Origin of the sequence: Rossellomorea sp. FS2 (assembly GCF_047915635.1) — a bacterium.
Taxonomy (GTDB): Bacteria; Bacillota; Bacilli; order Bacillales; family Bacillaceae_B; genus Rossellomorea; species Rossellomorea marisflavi_A.
On record NZ_JBLRVS010000004.1, the window covers coordinates 662,430 to 675,015 of the forward strand.

At 47.5% G+C, this 12,586-nt stretch carries 16 protein-coding genes; 10 read left to right on the top strand and 6 right to left on the bottom strand.

Annotated features, from left to right (window positions below; translation table 11 throughout):
* Positions 1–3: 3 nt before the first annotated feature.
* Positions 4–987: a BRCT domain-containing protein gene (locus ACNA6I_RS14420; protein WP_416313775.1), complete on the top strand. Its 984-nt coding sequence runs from the start codon at positions 4–6 to the stop codon at positions 985–987.
* Positions 988–1,017: 30 nt separating this feature from the next.
* Here ACNA6I_RS14420 and ACNA6I_RS14425 read toward each other — a convergent pair whose 3' ends face one another.
* Positions 1,018–2,928 carry a 3'-5' exonuclease gene (locus ACNA6I_RS14425; RefSeq protein ID WP_416313644.1) on the bottom strand — a complete coding sequence of 637 codons (1,911 nt, stop codon included), beginning with the start codon at positions 2,926–2,928 and terminating at the stop codon, positions 1,018–1,020.
* Positions 2,929–3,113: 185 nt separating this feature from the next.
* Here ACNA6I_RS14425 and ACNA6I_RS14430 point away from each other — a divergent pair, with 185 nt between their 5' ends.
* Positions 3,114–3,449: a DUF5412 family protein gene (locus ACNA6I_RS14430; RefSeq protein WP_416313645.1), complete on the top strand. Its 336-nt coding sequence runs from the start codon at positions 3,114–3,116 to the stop codon at positions 3,447–3,449.
* Between the two features lie 76 nt (positions 3,450–3,525).
* On the opposite strand, the gene ACNA6I_RS14435 is transcribed toward ACNA6I_RS14430, so the two are convergent.
* Entirely contained in the window at positions 3,526–4,005 is a 480-nt protein-coding gene (locus ACNA6I_RS14435; protein WP_416313646.1) for a hypothetical protein, read from the bottom strand.
* A gap of 274 nt (positions 4,006–4,279) precedes the next feature.
* Positions 4,280–5,119, bottom strand: a complete 840-nt coding sequence (locus ACNA6I_RS14440) for an HAD-IIB family hydrolase (protein WP_416313647.1) — start codon at positions 5,117–5,119, stop codon at positions 4,280–4,282.
* Positions 5,120–5,203: 84 nt separating this feature from the next.
* On the opposite strand from ACNA6I_RS14440, the gene ACNA6I_RS14445 reads away from it, so the two are divergent.
* From ACNA6I_RS14445 to ACNA6I_RS14455, 3 genes are all read left to right on the top strand, one after another.
* Positions 5,204–6,190 (top strand): LacI family DNA-binding transcriptional regulator, encoded by a 987-nt coding sequence (locus ACNA6I_RS14445; RefSeq protein ID WP_416313648.1) that lies wholly within the window; start codon positions 5,204–5,206, stop codon positions 6,188–6,190.
* 69 nt (positions 6,191–6,259) lie between these two features.
* Positions 6,260–6,406 (top strand): hypothetical protein, encoded by a 147-nt coding sequence (locus tag ACNA6I_RS14450; protein ID WP_197082206.1) that lies wholly within the window; start codon positions 6,260–6,262, stop codon positions 6,404–6,406.
* A 27-nt stretch (positions 6,407–6,433) separates the two neighbouring features.
* The gene (locus ACNA6I_RS14455; RefSeq protein WP_367259089.1) at positions 6,434–6,904 is read left to right on the top strand and encodes a YrvL family regulatory protein; all 471 of its coding nucleotides are present in this window, start codon (positions 6,434–6,436) and stop codon (positions 6,902–6,904) included.
* Positions 6,905–6,919: 15 nt separating this feature from the next.
* Here the strand turns inward: ACNA6I_RS14455 and ACNA6I_RS14460 are convergent, their stop codons facing one another.
* The gene (locus ACNA6I_RS14460; RefSeq protein WP_048005577.1) at positions 6,920–7,186 is read right to left on the bottom strand and encodes a hypothetical protein; all 267 of its coding nucleotides are present in this window, start codon (positions 7,184–7,186) and stop codon (positions 6,920–6,922) included.
* 147 nt (positions 7,187–7,333) lie between these two features.
* Between ACNA6I_RS14460 and ACNA6I_RS14465 the strand changes: the two genes are divergently transcribed.
* Positions 7,334–7,645, top strand: coding sequence for a hypothetical protein (locus ACNA6I_RS14465; protein ID WP_048005578.1), 312 nt, complete (start codon positions 7,334–7,336; stop codon positions 7,643–7,645).
* A gap of 94 nt (positions 7,646–7,739) precedes the next feature.
* Entirely contained in the window at positions 7,740–8,003 is a 264-nt protein-coding gene (locus ACNA6I_RS14470; protein WP_416313649.1) for a DUF4017 family protein, read from the top strand.
* 83 nt (positions 8,004–8,086) lie between these two features.
* On the opposite strand, the gene ACNA6I_RS14475 is transcribed toward ACNA6I_RS14470, so the two are convergent.
* A complete protein-coding gene (locus ACNA6I_RS14475; RefSeq protein ID WP_416313650.1) occupies positions 8,087–9,379 on the bottom strand; it encodes a hypothetical protein in 1,293 nt (430 codons plus the stop codon).
* A 307-nt stretch (positions 9,380–9,686) separates the two neighbouring features.
* On the opposite strand from ACNA6I_RS14475, the gene ACNA6I_RS14480 reads away from it, so the two are divergent.
* Both ACNA6I_RS14480 and ACNA6I_RS14485 read left to right on the top strand, forming a co-directional pair.
* The gene (locus ACNA6I_RS14480) at positions 9,687–10,460 is read left to right on the top strand and encodes an HAD-IIB family hydrolase (RefSeq protein ID WP_416313651.1); all 774 of its coding nucleotides are present in this window, start codon (positions 9,687–9,689) and stop codon (positions 10,458–10,460) included.
* 99 nt (positions 10,461–10,559) lie between these two features.
* Positions 10,560–11,462 (top strand): PhzF family phenazine biosynthesis protein, encoded by a 903-nt coding sequence (locus ACNA6I_RS14485; protein ID WP_416313652.1) that lies wholly within the window; start codon positions 10,560–10,562, stop codon positions 11,460–11,462.
* Positions 11,463–11,532: 70 nt separating this feature from the next.
* On the opposite strand, the gene ACNA6I_RS14490 is transcribed toward ACNA6I_RS14485, so the two are convergent.
* Complete coding sequence (locus ACNA6I_RS14490; RefSeq protein ID WP_416313653.1) at positions 11,533–11,937, bottom strand: PH domain-containing protein; 405 nt, start codon at positions 11,935–11,937, stop codon at positions 11,533–11,535.
* 156 nt (positions 11,938–12,093) lie between these two features.
* Here ACNA6I_RS14490 and ACNA6I_RS14495 point away from each other — a divergent pair, with 156 nt between their 5' ends.
* Positions 12,094–12,489 carry a VOC family protein gene (locus ACNA6I_RS14495; RefSeq protein ID WP_416313654.1) on the top strand — a complete coding sequence of 132 codons (396 nt, stop codon included), beginning with the start codon at positions 12,094–12,096 and terminating at the stop codon, positions 12,487–12,489.
* Positions 12,490–12,586: the final 97 nt, after the last annotated feature.

Consider the following 12,586-nt stretch of genomic DNA (forward strand, 5'->3'; position numbering starts at 1 on the left):
AACATGATACTGATTGACATTGAAACGGGAAGTGCCGCTCCTGATTCCGGAATCTTTCAAGTCGCCGCGCTTGTTGTGGAGGACGGGGTCATCATTGATAAGCATTACTTTTTTGAAATAAAGGACGAGACCATGACTGCCTTCGGTTTTGGCGCTGGATATGTGAAAATCTCAAATCACATAAAGATGAAACAAACCTTCCGTGAGCTACTCGAAGACTACCCATACCCGGTTGTTTCGTTCAATGCAACCTTGGACCGAGCCACTCTTTTACACGACGGATGGCTGGATGAAGGCAGGGAATGCTTCAGTGCACAGGTCGCCATCAAGCACACCTATCCCCATCTGCTCTCCTATACCCTGAGTTACCTCTCACATTATTTCAAAGTAGGGTTGCCCGTTGACCACAAAGCCTATTTGAATGCGCTACTCCTGCTTGAAGTGATCAGCGGGGCCTCACCGCTGGAGTGGAATCCTGTTCACTTAGCCAAGGCGGAACGCGATCGCAGGATTTTCCAAGGAAAGTCCATCGTGTTCACCGGAGCCAGTGCCCAGCCCCGGGTGCGAATGAGCAAAGCCGCGAGAAGTTGCGGGGCCACCGTTAGCAATACCATCACATCCAAAACAGACTTCCTCATCGTCGGTAAACGCCCGGGAAGCAAGCTGGAGCGCGCCCGGAACCTTGGGGTCCCCATCATGTCGGATGAGTGGTTTTTGGAGACCGTATCGATCGAACCTGCAAAAGAATCATCTCCTTACAAAAAACTTAATGATGTGGCTGGAAAGACTGTCTACCTCGCCCCCATGCCTTCCGCGTATAAGAGCAAGGTGAAAACCATTCTGAACACAATGGATGTTTCATGGGTGAGGGACTCGGAAGACTTGAAACCAGAGGTTGTCATCCATCGAGACGGATCAAGGTCCATGGAAGGATTGGAGATGACTCTATCCCTTTCGGAGTTGAATCGGATGCTTCTGGAGAAATAAAATCCTATGTGTAGAAAAAAGCATAGATGACTACCCACCCACGCTCTTGCTCTTCTCTTTTTTCTCTTTTCTCTCCTGCACCAGCCCATCGAAGTATTTCGTGAACTCCGACTCGGCCGAATAGGACAGACACAGGTATTGCTTCGCCCTGGTCATGCCGATGTAGAGGAGGGATACTTCGCGCTCTACGTCGTCTTCCAGTGCAAATGGCATGTTGTCGACGTTCAGGATGAAAACCGCTTGGAAGTCCAAGCCTTTGCTGCTGTCGATGGTGCTGATTTTGACGCGGCCATCGTCCATGTCGAAGCTCCGTTTTGATTCGCTGTTTTCCGTCAGCCAGAAGTGGTCGATTCCTTCTTTGGAAAGCTCGTGCTTGAGGATATCGATGTAGCTGGTCTTATGGGACTTCTTCACGCGATAAAGGATGAGCATCTCCGAGTAGGGCACATGCTTTTCCTTGTTCAGCCTGTTGATCAGTTTGGCAACGGAGCGTGCTTCTTGGTCGAACGTAGCAGCCTTGATGATCATCTGTTCGACACCTTTTCGCTTCGTGCTCTGGGGAGCGATGATCTCGCCTTCGAATCCGCGGTCCACGACCTTGTTCTTCAATGCTGAATGGGTCTTATAGAAATCCCACGCGAACTTCACGACCTGGGCCGTATTGCGGTAATTGATGCTCAACACCTTCGAACGCCCCTGGAAGCTCAGTCCCATATCCTGCAGATAGCTCCGCTTCCGTTTATAGATTGACTGCGCCCTGTCCTCTACAAGAAGGAGGGATTGGGTCTCGGGATTTAGGAGATTCGCTACAAGCTCGAACCACGATGATTCAAAGTCTTGCCCCTCATCGATCAGGATCGCATCATAGCCGGGAAGGATCGCCTCGCCTTTCTTGATCTTATCAAGTACGGCCGGAATGGTTTTCTCCGTAATCTTCAGGTCATGCTTCAACCACGCGTGGAAATTCCGGACCGTCACATGATGGGTCCTGCCTTTCCCCTCGTCTTCTGCTAAGTCGAACAGATCGTCTGGTTCATTCATCATATGGGTCACAATCTGCTCAATATTCCTTGAAAGGGAAATGTTATAGCAGAGGATGAGGATCTTCCAATCTGGATGCTCTTTTGCAAGAAGCTTCGCACGACTTGCCAGGATCAGCGTTTTCCCACTTCCGGCCACCCCACGGATCAGGCGGTTCTTATCGCCGAGCTGCTTCGCAAGGTTCTCCTGATGAAGGTCCATCGCCTTCACATCATGAAGAGACAGCAGTAGCTGATCCTGATACGGAACGGGCTTTTTGAACTCGGCACTGATCCTCACCTCTGGGAAGAGATGATACCGGATTGCATCCATCTCTTCTTTTGTAAGGGGTTCCTTCAACCGGTATGGGATCGTGAACATATTCATGATCTTCTCCATCAGGATTTCTTCGGAGAATCCTTCTTTATCCGGGTCGATTTCATCGCGCGTCAGGCAGAAGGACGGCTCGACGACGGCATACAGCCCGTCCTGTATGAAATCCTTCTGATGAAGGCGTGTGAAGACCGCTCCGAAGCCATACGGGAATTTCAACTGGAACTGATATTTCCCCTCCAACTGGACGAGGTTCTTATCTTTCTTCAGTACGTCCGAGATCTTGAATGCATACTCTCGCGCTTGCTTCAACGGATTCTTCACCGTACGTTGTTCCCCCGACGAGGTATGTAGCGTCCACTCATCATGGTTCAATTGCAATAGCGTACTCTTCGTGTAATCCTTCACCTCAAGCACCACAAACCCCAGATCAGGTCCGATGACCACGAAATCCGGACGCTTCCCGTGGATCTCAGGCTCATAGTACACAATATAATCATCAGGTAAATACGTCTTCAAGGTACGAAAAAGAAGCCTCTCACCGGCCGTGGCCGTCGTTCGGATCGTTTCTGGTATCGTGTATGCCATAAAAAACACTCCAACTTTTTGATAATTTCCATTATACTACAAAACAGGGTCGCCATTAACAACTCACCAGAAAATTCGACATTATTTTAGAAATAATCCGTCTTTTTTCGCTAAGGAGGTAAGAAACAATAAAGAAGTTCATCAAAAAACACCCCGTCGGCTTCACCATCACGATTTCCACCATCGTGTTCACGGCTGCAGTGAGCTGGGGAATCATCGCCCTCATGCATTGTGCTTTCTTTGACATAGACCGACTGGAGCCAGGGGAACTCATTACAGAAGAAACGTCACCGGACGGACGTTATACCGTACAAACCTTCCGGAACAATGGCGGCGCGACCGTCGACTATGCTGTGCTTGGCGTACTGACATCCAACGAGAAAGATCGTGGAGTGAAGAATATCTATTGGCAGTACCATGAAGAAGAGGGCGAGGTCAGTTGGGTAGACGATGATACGGTGCAAATTAACGATCAAGTCCTTCATGTACCGGATGAGGTGTATGACTACAGGCGGGAATGATTCCCCCTGACAAACCAAAACAACCCCACTTACGATAACGCAAGTGGGGTTCTTCTAGTTCTACTGCTCTACTCTATTATGCGATGGGACCGTATGCTACTCCTTGAAAGGTAATGGGACCTACCACATTCAAATCAGCTGCACCAGATGGAGATTCAATTGTTAGATTGTATACACTAAATTGATCGGCGGTGTTAAAGTCTGTGGTTTCAAAAGAAGCAGTATAGAAACTCTCAAAAAATCCTTCGAGTCCTAATTGGGTACTAAATATTTCTGTACCTATGGTAAAGGAATTTGTGCTTTTGTAAATCCGTATAATAACTGGCTCTACAGAAGTAGTACTCTGAAGGCCAATCGTACCTGAAAGGACGACGCGATTTGTAGGGGTTAGGGGAGTCAGGAACATTCCCAGGTCTGACTGAAAGAATGTACCACCTGCAATCGAGTATTTATTGGTTGCTGGTGTGATTCCGACGGGAGTTGGGGGAATGGGAGTTGGGGTGGTAGGACCATTGCGCGGTACGCTCGCTTTCATATCTAAAACTTGTTCGGCCATATCGTTCACCTCCTTAAAATAGAATGGATATAATAGCTGAACATCTTGAAAAGTAAATCTATCATTTCAGCTATCATACTTTTACTATATTCTTTTTTCATAGAACGGATTGTATGCTTGTCCTGTCGCATCAACAGAATAGACATAGGGGTATCTAGAGATTCACTATTAAAACCAGAACACTATCATCTACAAAATGTTCTGGTTGTTATATAGTAAATTGTTTTTACTTTTTCTGTGTCTTCTTCAGTCCTTACACAATGACCCCTCCCTATCAAACCAGCTGCGAAAACACTCTCCCACACACTTCCATGATCCCTTTCCCGTATTCACCTTCTGTTATGAAGTCATGCTTCCTTTTCGCTTCTTCCGTGGCATTTCCTAGAAGATAACCGTGCTCTACAGTCTTCACCATTTCCAGGTCGTTGCCGCTGTCACCGAAGGCTAGGGTGCGGCTACTGGGGACGTTGTAATGTTTCTTCATGAAGCTGACCGCGGCCTTCTTGCCCGTCCCTTTGGGAATGAAGTCGACGTCGTACGCATTTTCCGGGTCTCCTGCCTTCGGGTTGCAACGGTTGATGTTGATTCCTACACCGTGATTGAACGCGAGCTGACGGATGATGCCGAGGTGATAATCGACACCTGTGTCCGAAGCGGGATAGTAATAGTAGTTCATCTTATAAGTCCCCTGCCCGAACTGGGTTTGAGGGGTCAGTTTGATAGAGTAGATGTTCTTTAAGTCATCCAGGATCTCCTGTACGACTCCATGGGAGAAGCCTGACCGGGCAATCCTCTTCTCCCATTCCGGAATGGGACGGTAGCATTGGCTTGCATTCACTTCCCACATTTCCGTCCCGAGGTTGCTTGAGATGAAGTGGGGAAGATACCGCATCCTCGCCTTCTTCATCTTCTCCTCGACCTGGGTGAGACTGCTGCCTGTCACCCATCCGATCTTCACATGTTGCTCAGACGCAAGCCATTGAAGATACTCCTCCAGTTCATGGACCATCATGAGCTGCTCCTCTGTGCATGCATGAGGGAAATACGTTTCATCAAAATCAAAAAATGCGATGTACCTGGTCTCGCCTGTCGAATGGTAAACATCTTGCGGCATATGGACACCTCCTAGTAAGATAAATTCAACGTACTCTCTGGGAACGTTCCCATGTCAATACATAACTTGGAGGGAGATTGACCGATGCCGACCATTCTTGATATCGCCCGTGTAAGCGGAGTGTCCAAATCGACCGTTTCACGGGTCCTGAATCACCATCCCCATGTCTCGGAAGACAGTCGGAGGAAGGTGGAAGAAGCCATCAAGGAACTTTCCTACGTCCGAAATCTCCGTGGCGTCCAGCTCCGTTTGCAACGAAATCACACGATCGGGATTGTCGTGCCTCTCCTGGATCATCCCTACTTCAGCCGCCTTGCGGGTATCCTTACAAAAACCTGCCGGGACGCCGGGTATAAGATGGTCATCCACCAGACCTTCTTTTCCCAGGATGCTGAATCAGAGATCTATGATGCCTTGATTCATAAAGAGGTCGATGCCTTGATCCTCACCCACTCCACCTTCGCGGAAGATGAGATCAAGTCGAGGGTTCAGGATCAGATCGTCGTCGTGTGCAATGAACAGTTCGATGGGGCACACTTTGATACCGTCGGCGTGGATGAAGAGGAAGCGACGTTCATCGCCACCGATCACCTTCTTCATCGGGGGGCTTTCCCCCTCATCTTCTGCGGAGACGATATGGACTCCCCTCTCCAACAGAAGCGTTGGGAGGGTTTTAAGCGGGCACACGCCCATCACGGACTTGAGTGCGCTGACACTTGTTGTCATAACAAGGTCATCACCATTGAAGACGGGGTGGCATTGGGAGAGGAACGTTTCCTCACCACTTCGCCACCAAAAGGGATCGTGGCAGGCAGTGATTTTGTAGCCGCAGGGCTACTCGCTGCTGCGAATGCAGTAGGTCTGTCGGTGCCGAAGGACGTGAAGATCATCGGGTTTGATGATCATCCCATCTGCTTGACGACCTCCCCGACCCTTTCTTCCATCTCGTATGCTCTGGACGAAATCGCGCTAGATCTCATGGGCAGGCTGACACAGCGCCTTCAAGGAAAGAATCCCGAGCCCCTTTTGATCAAACGAAAACCGGGGTTGGTGAGACGAGGTTCCTCTTAATGGTTTTATTTTACATAAAATCCAGTTTGGACTATACTTTGTAGGGAGTAAGGTCATAGGAGGGATCATGTGAAATCCGCCATCATCGATAACCGCGGGGAGGAACATGAATGGTTGTTTATTTTTGTGACCATCACATCGTTCTTGACATTCCGCAAGATTCCTAGATTGGAAGCCTTTCATAAGAAACTAAGGGGAACATTCAAGCCTTATTGAAGATCCATTACAGCACGGAGGTTCATCATGTCCGACAAAGACTCATTCAAAAACGAATCACTGCCAACCAAGATATTCATCATCATATCTGTCAGTCTGATCATTCTCGCGGCCATCGGATTCGTCGTCGCCCTGATTTTCTTCGGATTCGTCGGTCTCTTCCGGATTATCGGCATCGAGTACAGCTCTTACTGGTCCCTGCTTTGGTTCGCCTTGTTTTATTTTATCTGCGGATTCATCGGAGATTTTATCGTGAAGCTGCTGTTCGGCCTCATGAGGGCGTCGGGACGCTGGTCATGGAATGCATTGAAGGGAGGCTATTTCTTCTTCTCCTTCCTGATTAACTGGGGCATCATTTCCATCCTAGTGGCTCTCATGTCGTCCATTGACATACAGCCCCTGACTCAGATCGGAATCGCCTTATTCCTCGCCCTGTTGGATCTTGTGTTCGACCCGCCGAAGGAAAAGAAGGCAGACATGGAAGAAGGAGGCGAATGATCGCCTCCCTCCAAGCTAACAAATGCTAACCTCGCTCTTTTTCACCTTACCGGTCGCATCGTGGATATAGTCCGTCCCCGCCTCACAGTTCTCCGTGTTCTCCCACTCCACAATGTATTCCCTCCAGTTGTGCTGAACAGAAATAATCTCGACTTCACCAATGGAATTTTCATGTTCCTTCATAACAATGGATCGAACTTCCTTCTCGGATATGTTCGGTTGAATGGAATTGCATCCGCCAAGCACCAGTATCAGCGATAAAGCCCCCACGATTTTCTTCATACCCATCAGCCTCCTGTCCCTATAGACGATGCGACGCTAAAGGAAGTTTCAAGCAGTGGATGCTCCCTTATTAAAATTGTATATTTTTCCATAAAGATGAAACTTCCCTCGTGATCATACGTTTATATATAAAAGGGGGAATGACCAATGAATAAAACCGCTATTTGGGCAACCTGTACAGCCATCATCATGGGCCTGATCGTTTGGACTGCCAGCAGGCTCGTACCGTTTTCCTACAATGAATACAGCTTCTTCATCGGACTTGGCGCCTCAATCCTTTTGTTCTTTTTCAGCAGCAGTGGCGGAGTTTTCTCAAGAGCTGCGACCATGGATGCGAGTGAAGCCGTTTGGAAGGTGCAGAAGGTGGAGAAATCGAAGGTCAAGGTCGGCGGGGTCTTTTATGGCGCGGTGCTATATACGGTGGTCAGTTTGGTTATTATGATGGCTGTTTATTTCTAAGCCTTTGCACGAAGACTTATTGAAGTATTGCTTCCATCCCACTCTGGATTAGTCCCAGTGAAGATAGAATATGTATCTTAAAGGAGCGAACACTATGTTTCTATTCATATGGGGCGGCCTTCTGGTTCTCCTCGTGATCCTCATCAGCCTTCTTCCCAAGGGCCGATATCTCTGGGTGATTCCTCCTGCCGCTTACCTCACCGTGGTGACCATCGCTCTTCTAGGTAAAAGCAGCGATCCCGGGTATGATGTATGGGGGTTCAAATTTGCGATTGCACAATTCATCGCCATCCCCCTTTTCGTCATAACAGCAGGTGTCATCTTTTTCAGATTGCATTGGAAGAAACAACAATTTTGAACCTAAGAAGAGGCGAATTCCCAATTATTTAGGATTCTCCTCTTCATCCTATACATCACCCAGACGCTAGACGACGACATTCGTTACTCAAACTTAACCGACTCAACAATCTTGTCCATATCCCCTTGCACCATCTGTAAATACTGTTCACCGAGCTCCCAGTATTCTTCTTCATGCGTCTGACCCGGCGGTTCATAAGGGATGGAATACACTAAAACCAGATTATTCCCTGCCGCCATGAACGCTTCAGTCCCCAATGACCCTTCATAGTAGTCTTCCATTTCTTCTTGGGTCACACCCTCCAGTACACCGATTGTCACCAGTCTGCCGATGAACTTCCCTTCATCCACCATGCTTAATTGAATTACCTTTGAAGGCTGATAAGGCTCAAATAAGTCGGACGAATCAGGTATTTGAAGCATATAATGATTTTTCCAAGACGGTGGAAAAGCAAACGAAAATCCGAAGTCCTTATCGTGGTAGGTTAATGATTTTGCAGGCTTCACCTGTTCACCAAAGCTGTAGGCCCGGTAATTATTGACCTCATCGTGATTCTTTTTTGGGTAATCTTCCAACTCACTCCATTTGAGCTCGATTCCCACAATTCCTTCAGCGTTAGGGAAAATACTATAATACTGATGGTAGAATGTAATGGAATCCTCTTGAAGTGTGAATGCGTTTCTTTCCATTTCCTCTAGTGATGTTTCTTCCGCTACGCCTGCTGCATAATCACCTACAGCATCATGCCGGTATTGAGCGAAACGTTCATCCGTCATTAGCTTATCCCTCAATGCCTCTGCAATGATATCCAGAGAGGTTTCATGTTCTTTCAATACTTCCTCAAGGGTAAGCACGCGCTCCTTTTTCAAATCGAAGTTAATGGGGACAGAGCCCATTACACCCTGACCACCAGTGTTTAAATAATCTCTAAAGTAAATAGAGACGACTTCGTCCGTGATTATCGGCTCTTCCATAGTCCTATTAAAGAAATACTTCGTGAAATTCTCATCCTCAAATCCATCACTTGAAAGCTCTTGGCGAAGCTTCTCAAGGCTGTCGATCTGTCCTTCAAACGTACTCTCCATCTCTTCTTCGATCAATCGATCCAATTTCTCATATCCGAAATAAGGATATTCCACAGTCACTTCCCATTCCCCGTCCTTATCTTCAAGCACCACTTTTTCATATGTACTAAGCTCTTTTACCTGCTTTCCCTGAGGCTCTTCCTTTTCAGATCCCTCTTTCACTTTCTTTCCTTCAGCCTGGACCACTTCTCCCTTATCTGTCACTGCTTCAGCTTTTCCAGTCCCGTCCGCGCACGCCCCAAGTACAGCAACGGTTAACGTCAATGGAACGGCGATCATCCATATCTTCATCCGATTTTCCTCCGATACTCTTCTTCTGTTTTTCTACCAAGTATTTCATCGGCCTAATTTCAGTATTCTTTAGTCGAGTATAGGAATAAAGTCACAAACATACTGGTTTCTGCTCCTTTAATCAGAATGAACGTGCATACCGAAATTCGTAAGCTGCCCCCATTCTTAATCTTGAATGTTGGTTTCATATGGTAGTCCCTTCATCTGTTCACTTTAGAAACTAAGCCGCTTCTCAGAAAAATACATGTGTAAATGGAAAGTTATTACTGATACGATAAATCTATCAAATAATCCTAGGAGACTACCCATGCATTTCATTTTTGATTTAGACGGAACCATCTGCTTTAAAGGAAAACCCATCTCACCGGCCATCACCCGTGCACTCCAGCAGCTTGAAGAAGCCGGCCACCGGATTGTATTCGCCTCGGCCAGACCCATCCGGGATATGCTCCCTGTCCTGCCAAAGCCGTTCCATAACGGTACGCTGATCGGCGGGAACGGGGCACTAATCTCCGAAAACGGGACCATCACGTTTTCTCAGGCTTTTTCACCGGCCATTGTCGAGTCTCTGATGAGCACCCTTCATGAGCATCAAGCCACCTACCTGATTGACGGGGAGTGGGATTATTCGTATACGGGCAGAGCCGATCACCCGATCCTGACCAACCTGGATCCACATCGCCTTGCCAAGAATATTCCCATCAGTGAGCATCCCTCCATCGTGAAGCTGCTCATCCTTAGCGCAGTTGAAAAAGAAAGCCTTCTGGAAAAGCTCGGAGAAATGGATATCATCCTCCACCTCCATGCACAGGAGGACGTGATTGACTGCAGCCCAAAAGGCATCCAAAAGCGTGCAGCACTCTCTCACCTGAATATCACCGATTACATCGCCTTCGGTAATGACGCCAATGATATTACCATGTTCGAAGGGGCCAGGCACGCCGTCATGATCGGCGACCATCAGGCGTTACGCCCGCATTGTACTGAAAGCATTCCATTCTCTACCGAAATAGAAGGAATGATCATTGCAAAATTGATGGAATTGGACGATGCCTTCACATCTGAACGTATAACAACCTAATCGTTTACAGCAGGGGTTCCCTTCACCCCCTATAACGTAAAAAGGCCTCGACTGGTTCAAGTCGGAGACCATTTCATTCCTATTTGGAGGATTCATACTATGACAATTCTACTTTATCAATATGACGCGTTTACAAAGGAAATAAACAAAGGGAATCCTGCAGGGATTGTTTTGAACGCAGATACCATTCCAGAAACAGATATGCAGAATCTCGCTTACAAGCTAGGCTTTAATGAAACCACATTTGTAGGTCATTCTTCTATAGCGGACTTTAAATTGAGATACTTCACCCCTGGCCAAGAAATGGATCTTTGTGGACACGGTACGATTGCAGCAGTTCAAGCCCTGGAAGATAAGGATCTTTTGAATCAAAAAGAAAAGATAACCATAGAGACCAGAGCGGGTGTACTTCCCATTTGGTTAGCACGAAGGGAGACCCTTTATATCACGATGCAGCAGAACACTGCTGAATTTATTGAATTCACTGGGGATCGCAGCAGGCTTTCCCAAGCTTTAGGTATCGAAGCAGACGAGCTTTCTGATGATCTTCCAATCGTATTCGGCAGCACGGGTAATTGGACTTTGATCGTTCCTGTTAAATCGTTGGAGTCCTTCTTGCGCATGAAGCCGGACAATGAACGTTTCCCTTCCATATTGACCCAAATGCCTAAAGCATCCATTCATCCAATCTGTTCTCAAACATTTAATCCGAATGCTGATCTTCACGGAAGGCACTTTTCTTCACCTTATTCAGGGACAGAGGAAGATCCTGTGACCGGAACGGCATCAGGCGTCATGGGAGCCTATTACGCAACGTACATACACGAGGGATTAACCGAATGTTCTATAAGCGTGGAACAGGGAAATGAAATAGGGAAATCCGGAATGGTCGGTGTCACCATCAAACAGAATGGACCCATTCAAGATGTATTTATCTGTGGCACTGCCGTTCTCGTGAAAGAAATAGGCGAAAACGCCCCTAATAAAGAACCTCAGGGTTAACAACGCGAGGACTAGTTGTGTACTAAAAAAGGTTCCTCTGTTTGATCTGAGATTGACTGACTGTTACGTCTCACGTCCGATTTACGACCATATGAGGATTCGATTCCTTCAAAGCCTGCAGGAAGCCCTCCTGATCCTTCGGGGAAACCGTCAGGAACTTCGATGCCGAATGGGTGATCCCCATCCGGTCCACTGAAAGTGCCGGCCCTACAAACGGACTTTTTATGAAATCAACTCTCTCAATTTTGCGGATAGGAACCTTGAAGGTAATCGGTCCATAATGAACCACCAGATCCTCTCCATCCACACGATAGCCCGTGCGGAACCAGATAAGAAGATTCACGACACCAAGCACTAGTGGAACAACAAAGATTCCGACCCACTCCCCGGATAATATCGGCAGTCCGAAACATAGGAACAGGATGACAAGATGAAGGAATCCCATCCAGCCGTCTTTTTTTGAAGAAAAATACACGGAATCACTCCTTGATCTACTATTGGAATCGGGGTCGTCTAAAAAGAGAACTGAACCGCGTTCCGCTCAACCAAACGTCCATATGTGCTTTTCCAGCGTTATCCCATGTGCTACGATTACGATAGATTCATCACTCAAACCCACTAGGAGGTTCCCATGAAAAAAGCCACCCCGTTCCTTATGTTCCAAAACGCCGACGCCGAAGAAGCGATGACGTTCTACACGTCCCTCATTGAAGATTCAGAGATCACAAGCATCAACCGCTACGGAGCTGATGGGCCCGGTGAGGAGGGGACCGTCATGACGGCCACTTTCACCATCAAGGGTCAGGAGTTCATGTGCATAGACAGTCATATCAAGCATGGATTCACCTTCACCCCTGCCTTCTCCATCTTCCTGGAGTGCAGCAGTGAAGAAGAGATCGATCACGTTTACGATAAGCTTCTCGACGGCGGAAGTGCCCTCATGCCTCTTGGTGGTTATGGGTTCAGCCAGAAGTTCGGCTGGGTCAATGATCGATTCGGGGTATCATGGCAGATGACGCTGATATAAAAATGAGCCGGCATCCCGATGCCGGCTTTACTGCTTGAGTACATTCGGTCACCGCTTCTTGAACCGCCTGTTAATCCACCTAAACAGAAAGCCGAAA

Coding starts and splice junctions, on each gene's coding strand:
- ACNA6I_RS14420 (WP_416313775.1), top strand. CDS start 4: ATGATACTGATTGACATTGAAACGGGAAGTGCCGCTCCTGATTCCGGA.
- ACNA6I_RS14425 (WP_416313644.1), bottom strand. CDS start 2,928: ATGGCATACACGATACCAGAAACGATCCGAACGACGGCCACGGCCGGT.
- ACNA6I_RS14435 (WP_416313646.1), bottom strand. CDS start 4,005: ATGGCCGAACAAGTTTTAGATATGAAAGCGAGCGTACCGCGCAATGGT.
- ACNA6I_RS14440 (WP_416313647.1), bottom strand. CDS start 5,119: ATGCCGCAAGATGTTTACCATTCGACAGGCGAGACCAGGTACATCGCA.
- ACNA6I_RS14445 (WP_416313648.1), top strand. CDS start 5,204: ATGCCGACCATTCTTGATATCGCCCGTGTAAGCGGAGTGTCCAAATCG.
- ACNA6I_RS14455 (WP_367259089.1), top strand. CDS start 6,434: ATGTCCGACAAAGACTCATTCAAAAACGAATCACTGCCAACCAAGATA.
- ACNA6I_RS14460 (WP_048005577.1), bottom strand. CDS start 7,186: ATGAAGAAAATCGTGGGGGCTTTATCGCTGATACTGGTGCTTGGCGGA.
- ACNA6I_RS14465 (WP_048005578.1), top strand. CDS start 7,334: ATGAATAAAACCGCTATTTGGGCAACCTGTACAGCCATCATCATGGGC.
- ACNA6I_RS14470 (WP_416313649.1), top strand. CDS start 7,740: ATGTTTCTATTCATATGGGGCGGCCTTCTGGTTCTCCTCGTGATCCTC.
- ACNA6I_RS14475 (WP_416313650.1), bottom strand. CDS start 9,379: ATGAAGATATGGATGATCGCCGTTCCATTGACGTTAACCGTTGCTGTA.
- ACNA6I_RS14480 (WP_416313651.1), top strand. CDS start 9,687: ATGCATTTCATTTTTGATTTAGACGGAACCATCTGCTTTAAAGGAAAA.
- ACNA6I_RS14485 (WP_416313652.1), top strand. CDS start 10,560: ATGACAATTCTACTTTATCAATATGACGCGTTTACAAAGGAAATAAAC.
- ACNA6I_RS14495 (WP_416313654.1), top strand. CDS start 12,094: ATGAAAAAAGCCACCCCGTTCCTTATGTTCCAAAACGCCGACGCCGAA.